Raw genomic sequence first — 6,957 nt, 5'->3', positions numbered from 1 at the left:
CGCCGAGGTCGCGCGGGTGGACGATCCCGCCTGGCGCGCCGGCCGTGGCGCGCGCCAAGGCGCTGGAGCCGCTGGTCAAGGGCGAGATCGCCGCGCTCAAGCTCGCCACCGAGCCGCGCCGCCTGCCCGCCCTCACGTTCGCCGACGCCGCCGGCAAGGCCATGAGCCTGAAGGATTTCGAGGGCCGCACGGTGCTCGTCAACCTGTGGGCCACCTGGTGCGTGCCGTGCCGCAAGGAGATGCCGGCCCTCGACACGCTCCAGGGCACGCTCGGCGGCCCGGACTTCGAGGTGGTGGCGATCAATCTCGATACCCGCGACGCGGAGAAGCCCAAGACCTTCCTCGCCGAGATCGGCGTGAAGAGCCTGCGCTATTTCGCCGATCCCGCCACCAAGTCGTTCCAGGCGCTGCGCACCGCCGGCCGGGGCTTCGGCCTGCCCACCACGCTGCTCGTCGACGGCAAGGGCTGCGAGATCGCCTATCTGGCCGGTCCCGCCGAATGGGCGGGGCCCGAGGCGGTGGCGCTGCTGCGGGCCGTCATCGCCGACCGGCGGGCGGAGGTCCGCTGAACGCAAGCGCCTTCGGTCACCCGGTCACGGTCCGTTAACCCTGTTCGTTAACCCTGCCGGTTAACCACGCGTTCATGTGTCGGGCGCCTGCTGGCGCCGATCGCGGCGGCCGGGCAGGTCCCGCATCCATTTAGGTAAGCTTGGCTTAAGCTTCCAGCAACCTTCAGCCGCCACACTGCTGAGCGCGACACCGCAACGGTATCCTGGTATCTTGTTCCCATAGCGGCTGAGGCTCCTGCAGGCCGTGCCGAGTCTATCTCGCGCGCCGCATGCCGGATTCTTTGTCTTGACAATCATTTGTCGTGGCTTCATCGAATTTTTCTGAGATGCTGAGTGGTGGGAACATTGAAAATTCTCTCGATCTTCGGCACACGGCCGGAGGCCATCAAGATGGCTCCGCTGGTTCAGGCGCTTGCGCGTGAGCCGGGGATCGTTTCGCTCGTCTGCGTGACGGGCCAGCATCGCGAAATGCTGGACCAGGTGCTCGATTTTTCGGCATCGAGCCTGATTTCGACCTGAAGCTCATGGTGCGCAACCAGAGCCTCAATGCGCTGACCGGCGCGATCTTCTCGGCCCTCGACCCGATCCTCGACGCGCAGTGCCCGGACCTTGTCCTGGTCCATGGCGACACCACCACGGCCATGGCGGCCGGGCTCGCCGCCTTCCACCGCCGCATCCGGGTGGGGCATGTGGAGGCGGGGCTGCGCACCTATCGCATGGACCGGCCGTTCCCGGAGGAGATGAACCGCCGCGTGGTGGACGTGACGGGCGGGCTCCTGTTCGCGCCGACGGCCGGCTCCAAGGCCAACCTTCTCACCGAGCACGTTGCCGGCGAGATCGTCGTCACCGGCAACACGGTGATCGACGCGCTCAAGGCGACGCAGGCCCGCATCGCCGACGACGCGGCGCTGCGCGCGCGGCTCGACGCCCCCTTCGCGAACCTCGACCCCGCCCGGCGCCTGATCCTTGTCACCGGCCACCGCCGCGAGAGCTTCGGCCAGGGGTTCCGCAACATCTGCGAGGCGCTGCGCACGCTGTCGGAGCGCGACGACGTCGAGATCGTCTATCCGGTGCATCTCAACCCCAATGTCCAGGGCCCGGTGCGCGAGGCGCTGGGCGGGCGGGCGAACATCCATCTGCCCGGGCCGCTCGACTACCTCTCCTTCCAGCGCCTGCTCGGCCGCGCGTACATCGTGCTCACCGATTCCGGCGGCGTGCAGGAGGAGGCGCCGTCGCTCGGCAAGCCGGTCCTGGTCATGCGCGAGGTCACCGAGCGCCCCGAGGCGGTGGACGCCGGAACCGTGCTGCTGGTCGGCACCGACGGGTCGAAGATCCTCGGCGCCGCCCGGCACCTGCTGGACGACGAGGCCGCCTATGCGCGCTTCGCCGCCGCCATCAACCCTTACGGCGATGGCCTGGCCAGCCGCCGCATCGTCGACCGCATCTGCGGCCGGCCCGTCACCGAGTTTTCCGCTGACGCCACCAAGTCCACGGCGGCGCCCACCCTCCGGCCGGCCAACGGCCTCCCCATGATGATGGTCGCGAGAGACTAGAGATGGCATCGCATCACACCCGGCGCGCCACGCGCATCCTGCCCCTTGCCTTTGCGGCCGTCCTCGGACTGGCCGGCACGGCATCGGCCCAATATCCGGTCCAGTATCCGGCACAGCCCCAGCAGCTGCAGGCGCAGTATCCCGGCCAGCCCGCGCCGGTTCAGGCGCAGCCGACGCCGGGTCAATTGCCGGCGCCGGGCCAACTGCCCGCCCCCGGGGCCTATCCCGGCGGCTACGTCACCCAGGCGCCGCCGCCCGCCAACGACGCCATCTCGGCGGCGCTCAGCGAGCGCGCCCGCGACACCCGGGTGACTCGCCGCATCGCCCTCTCCGACCTCGGCATCGAGGGGCCGATCGTGCTCCAGGGCCTCGACGCCCGGCGCGACATCTATCTGCCGGTGCCCGCCCGCGTGCCGCTCTATGACGCGCGCATGGTGGTGGACGCGGACTATATCCGCGGCGACGGCGGCCGCACCACGCTGGTGCTGATCGTCGACGGCAACCCCGTGTTCTCCCGCCGCCTGGAGGGCGACAACGGCTCCACCACCGCCAACCTCGCGGTGGAGGGCAACCCGCGCGACAACGGCTTCGTGCGGCTCGGCCTCGCCTGGTCGTCGGTGATCGGCGAGGACCTGTGCGCCGACGAGCGCGCCATCGGCAACGCGGCCAAGATCCGCCCCGGCAGCCACTTCACCTATTCGTTCGACGCCGGCGCCGTGCGCGACCTGTCCACCGCCTGGAGCGCCCTGCCGGGCGTCGGCGTGATGCTGGTGGCGGGCGGCACGCTCGCCAAGGAAAGCTACGACACCGCCTGGCGCCTCGGCCTCGCGCTCGAGGGCTCGGGCAAGCGCCTCAAGGTCAAGACCCTGCCGGTGGTGGGTGACGAGGTTGACCTCGCCGGCCTCGAGGTGCCCGCCACCCTGCGGGCCATCGCCCCGTTCTCGTCGTTCGTCGGCGGCGGCCGCTACAAGATCAAGGACCTCTCCGAGGTCGGCGCCCTGCTGCTGCTGGGCGGCTCGCCGCTGGCCGCGGACGTGGCGGTGGCCGACAGCGCGCTGCTGACCGGCCTGCGCACCGCGCTCGACGCGGTGGCCGCGCGCCTTGGCGGCGGCAGCCCGGCTCTGGCGGAATGGCGCCAGCGCGCCGCCAGCCTGAGCGCGGCCGTGATCGCACCCGACGAGGTGAGCCTCCAGTCGCTGGCCGGCCAGCCGGTCATCGCCGTCGGCATCAATGCCGGCGCCAAGGCGGCGGACCTGTTCGACGGCTTCTGGCGCAACACCCTGTCCGGCGGCACCGTGAGCGTGCGCACCGCCGCCTCCCCGCCTCTGACCGGCGACAAGCTGCCTCTGTCGAGCCTCGGCGCGGCTGCGGGCAACATCGACGTGCTCTCGCGCGGCGACTGGGTGGTGAACTTCGACCTCGCGGCGGCCACCGGCGGCACCAGCCTGCCGAGCCGGGTCAATCTGAACGTGGCGGCCGCCCCCGGCGCCTCCACTTCCGATCCGGTCGCGGCGGTGTTCCTGAACGACGTGCTGCTCGCCGCCAAGCGCCTGAAGGCGACCGGCGAGCCGGAGCAGATCAGCGCCGCCATCCCGGCCTACGCGCTGGCGGCCCGCAACGTGCTGCGGGTCTCCTTCCAGCGCCAGCCGGTGAGCGACCGCTGCCGCGAGACGCCCCAGGCGTTCCCGGTCTCGGTGCTGCCCTCCAGCAATTTCGAGCTCGGCGGCACCTCGCCCGGCGCGGACTTCCTGGGCGTGATCTCGGCCATGGCCGGCGGCGGCAAGCTGGTGGTGCCCGACACCTATCTGTCGACCCAGAGCCAGAGCCTGCCGCGGGTGGTGCGGGCCGCCGCCGCCGCCGGCCTGCCGGCCGGCACCAGCACCTTCGACGTCGCCCCGGTGGGCTCGCCCTACCGCGTCGCCGGCACCTTCCTGGCCATGGACGTGCCCACCCAGGGCGCCAACCTGAAGGCGCGCGTGGAGGGCGACCGCCTGGTGGTGGGCACCGACGAGCAGTCCCGCCTGCTGGACATTTCCGGCCTCAAGAACGTGGCCCTGGTGCAGGCGCTTCGCGCCGACGCCTATCGTGGTATCCTCTGGCAGAGCGTCGGCTCCGCGGCGGTGACGCCGCAGAAGCCGGTGCGCCTGTCGCGCGGCGACGTGGCCCTGGTGGGCATCGACGGCACGCTGATGGAGATGTCGGCGAGCGGCGCCGCTCCGGGCACCATCCGTTTGCCCGACACCGAGGGCGCCGCCGCCACGCTGCAGCGCCTGTGGCAGAATTCCGCCGACTGGGGCCTGCCGCTCGGCATCGGCGCCGCGGCGCTGTTCTTCCTCCTGCTGGTGCGCGCCACCCAAGTGCGCCGCAGGGGCTGACGAGACCGGACGCCGGCCGAAAAGCCGGCGTCCCTCCTGTACTCCGTTCGAGCCGCCGACGGCGGCGGCTCCCGAGGATCGCAGCCATGGAGCTGTACTGGCCCTACCTTCTGGCGGAATACATCCGCGTCGTCGAATATGTGGCGGCGGTGGTGGCCGTGTTGATCCTCATCTCCTCGCTCGACGACCTGTTCGTGGACTTCTGGTACTGGACCCGGCGGGTCTGGCGCCGCGTCACGGTCGAGCCCTATATCCGGCCGCTCACCGCCAACGCCTTGTACGAGAAGGACGAGCAGCCGATCGCCATCATCATCCCCGCCTGGCAGGAGGCGGACGTGATCGCGGCCATGATCGAGAACGCGGTGAGCGTGCTCGACTATCGCCGCTACATGATCTTCGTCGGCACCTATCCCAACGACCTGGAGACCATCGCCGAGGTCGAGCGCATGCGCCGGCGCTACAAGCAGCTGGTGCGCGTGGAGACGCGCCATCCCGGCCCCACCAACAAGGCGGACTGCCTGAACGCGGTCATCCAGGCCGTGTTCCAGCACGAGATGATAACCGGCACCCAGTTCGCCGGCGTGGTGCAGCACGATTGCGAGGACGTGCTGCATCCGCTCGAGCTGCGCTTCTTCAACTATCTGCTGCCGCGCAAGGACCTGATCCAGATCCCGGTGGTGTCGCTGGAGCGCCACTGGTCGGAGGTGGTCGCCGGCATCTACATGGACGAGTTCGCCGAGTGGCACGCCAAGGACCTGATCGTGCGCGAGAGCGTCGCCGGCTCGGTGCCGTCCGCGGGCGTGGGCACCTGCTTCTCCCGGCGCGCGCTGATGGCGCTGCGCGGCGACGGCACCGGCGAGGTGTTCAACACCGAGAGCCTCACCGAGGACTACGACGTCTCCAACCGCCTCGCGCACGAGCATATGCACTGCATCATCGCCCGCTTCCCGGTGGAATTCCGCGTGCGCCGCCGCACCCTGTTCGGCTACGGCCCGGAGAAGGAGATGCAGCTCGTCATGCCCTTGTGCGTGCGCGAGTTCTTCCCGGACACCTTCCGCACCTCCTACCGCCAGAAGGCGCGCTGGGTGCTGGGCATCGCGCTCCAGGGCTGGCGCCAGATCGGCTGGAAGGGCACCTGGCAGTCGAAATACTTCCTGTTCCGCGACCGCAAGGGCATCGTCACCTCGATCGTCGCGGTGATGGCCTACGTTCTGGCCGCGCACTTCCTGCTGATCTATTTCGCCGAGCAGTTCAACCTCCTGCCCGCCCGCTTCCCCTCGATCTTCGCCACCGAGGGCTGGCTGCTGGCGGTGCTGGCCGCGAACGCGCTGTGCTTCGCGCTGCGCATGGCCCAGCGCTTCTACTTCGTCACCGCGGTGTACGGCTGGGAGCAGGGGCTGATGTCCATCCCGCGCCTGGTGATGGGCAACTTCGTCAACTTCGCCGCCACCGTGCGCGCCTGGCGCATCTTCATCTCGCACCTGGTCTTCGGCACGCGCATCGTCTGGGACAAGACCATGCACGATTTCCCGGAGGCCTCCGCCTTCGACCAGCGCCACCAGCGCCTGGGCGAATTGCTGCTCACCTGGCAGGCGGTGACGCCGGAGCACCTGGAGAATGCGCTGGAGGTCCAGGGCAAGCGCCAGCAGCCGCTGGGGCGCATCCTGGTGGCCCAGGGCTGGCTCGACGAGGAGACTTTGGCCGAAGCCATCGCCTTCCAGGCCAACCTGCCGCGCACCCATGTGACCGAGCAGATGGTGCGCACGTACCAGGACCTGCTGCCGCTCGACGTGATGGTGCGCTGGCGCATCGTGCCCATCGGCCGCGACGAGACCGGCCGCCTGGTGGTGGCCACCACCTCGCCGCTCGGCGCCCGCGCCAAGGAGGAGCTGCGGGCGGCGGCGGGCGACGTGCCGGAGCAGCGCATCGCCCGCGAGAGCGAGATCAATGACGGCCTGCGCCTGCTGCGCGGCGTCGGCGACACCATCGAGGGCCAGCAGTCCGCGCCGCTGCTCGGCGACATCCTGCTGGAGCGCGGCCTGATGCGCCGCGAGGCCTTCGAGGCTGCCATGGACCAGTACCGCCCCGAGGAGGACGGCCGAATCGGCGAGTATCTCGTGCGCTGCGGCGTGGTGCAGGCCGAGGCCCTCGAAGCCACCCTCAAGGAGCAGGAACAGCGCGTCACGCCGCTGGTGCCGGCATAAAATTATCGCCAGCGGCGCGGCACCGCCGCGCCGCCATCCCCGCGGTAAGGCATTGAGGCGGCGCGCCCTTGCCGCTACGGCATAGGCCGTGTCCGAGCGCGGCGCCCCTCGCCGCGCCGATTCGCGCCACGGCTGGGCCTTGCGGCGGCGCCGCGACCCAACATATGCATGGCGCCATGGATCGCCGCACCCTCATCATCGCCGGAGGCGCCGCCGCGCTCGGCGCACTCGGCGCCGACCTCGTCCTGCGCGACAG

At 70.5% G+C, this 6,957-nt stretch carries 5 protein-coding genes; all 5 read left to right on the top strand.

Annotation, left to right across the window (positions count from 1 at the left end):
* Positions 1–569, top strand: a 569-nt coding sequence (tlpA, locus tag AC2W7M_RS16555) for a thiol:disulfide interchange protein TlpA (protein ID WP_486133363.1), incomplete at its 5' end; no start/stop codon positions are given.
* Positions 570–902: 333 nt separating this feature from the next.
* Complete coding sequence (locus tag AC2W7M_RS16550) at positions 903–1,088, top strand: hypothetical protein (protein WP_486133361.1); 186 nt, start codon at positions 903–905, stop codon at positions 1,086–1,088.
* A gap of 5 nt (positions 1,089–1,093) precedes the next feature.
* Entirely contained in the window at positions 1,094–2,122 is a 1,029-nt protein-coding gene (wecB, locus tag AC2W7M_RS16545; RefSeq protein WP_486133359.1) for a non-hydrolyzing UDP-N-acetylglucosamine 2-epimerase, read from the top strand.
* Positions 2,123–2,124: 2 nt separating this feature from the next.
* Positions 2,125–4,497, top strand: coding sequence for a hypothetical protein (locus AC2W7M_RS16540; protein WP_486133357.1), 2,373 nt, complete (start codon positions 2,125–2,127; stop codon positions 4,495–4,497).
* Positions 4,498–4,583: 86 nt separating this feature from the next.
* Positions 4,584–6,701 (top strand): glycosyl transferase family protein, encoded by a 2,118-nt coding sequence (locus tag AC2W7M_RS16535; RefSeq protein WP_486133355.1) that lies wholly within the window; start codon positions 4,584–4,586, stop codon positions 6,699–6,701.
* The last annotated feature ends 256 nt before the right edge of the window (positions 6,702–6,957 follow it).

Source organism: Xanthobacter sp. BG11Y11_SDJG, assembly GCF_057364445.1.
Note: the sequence above shows the minus strand (reverse complement) of the source record. Positions and strands in the feature narration are given on the sequence as shown.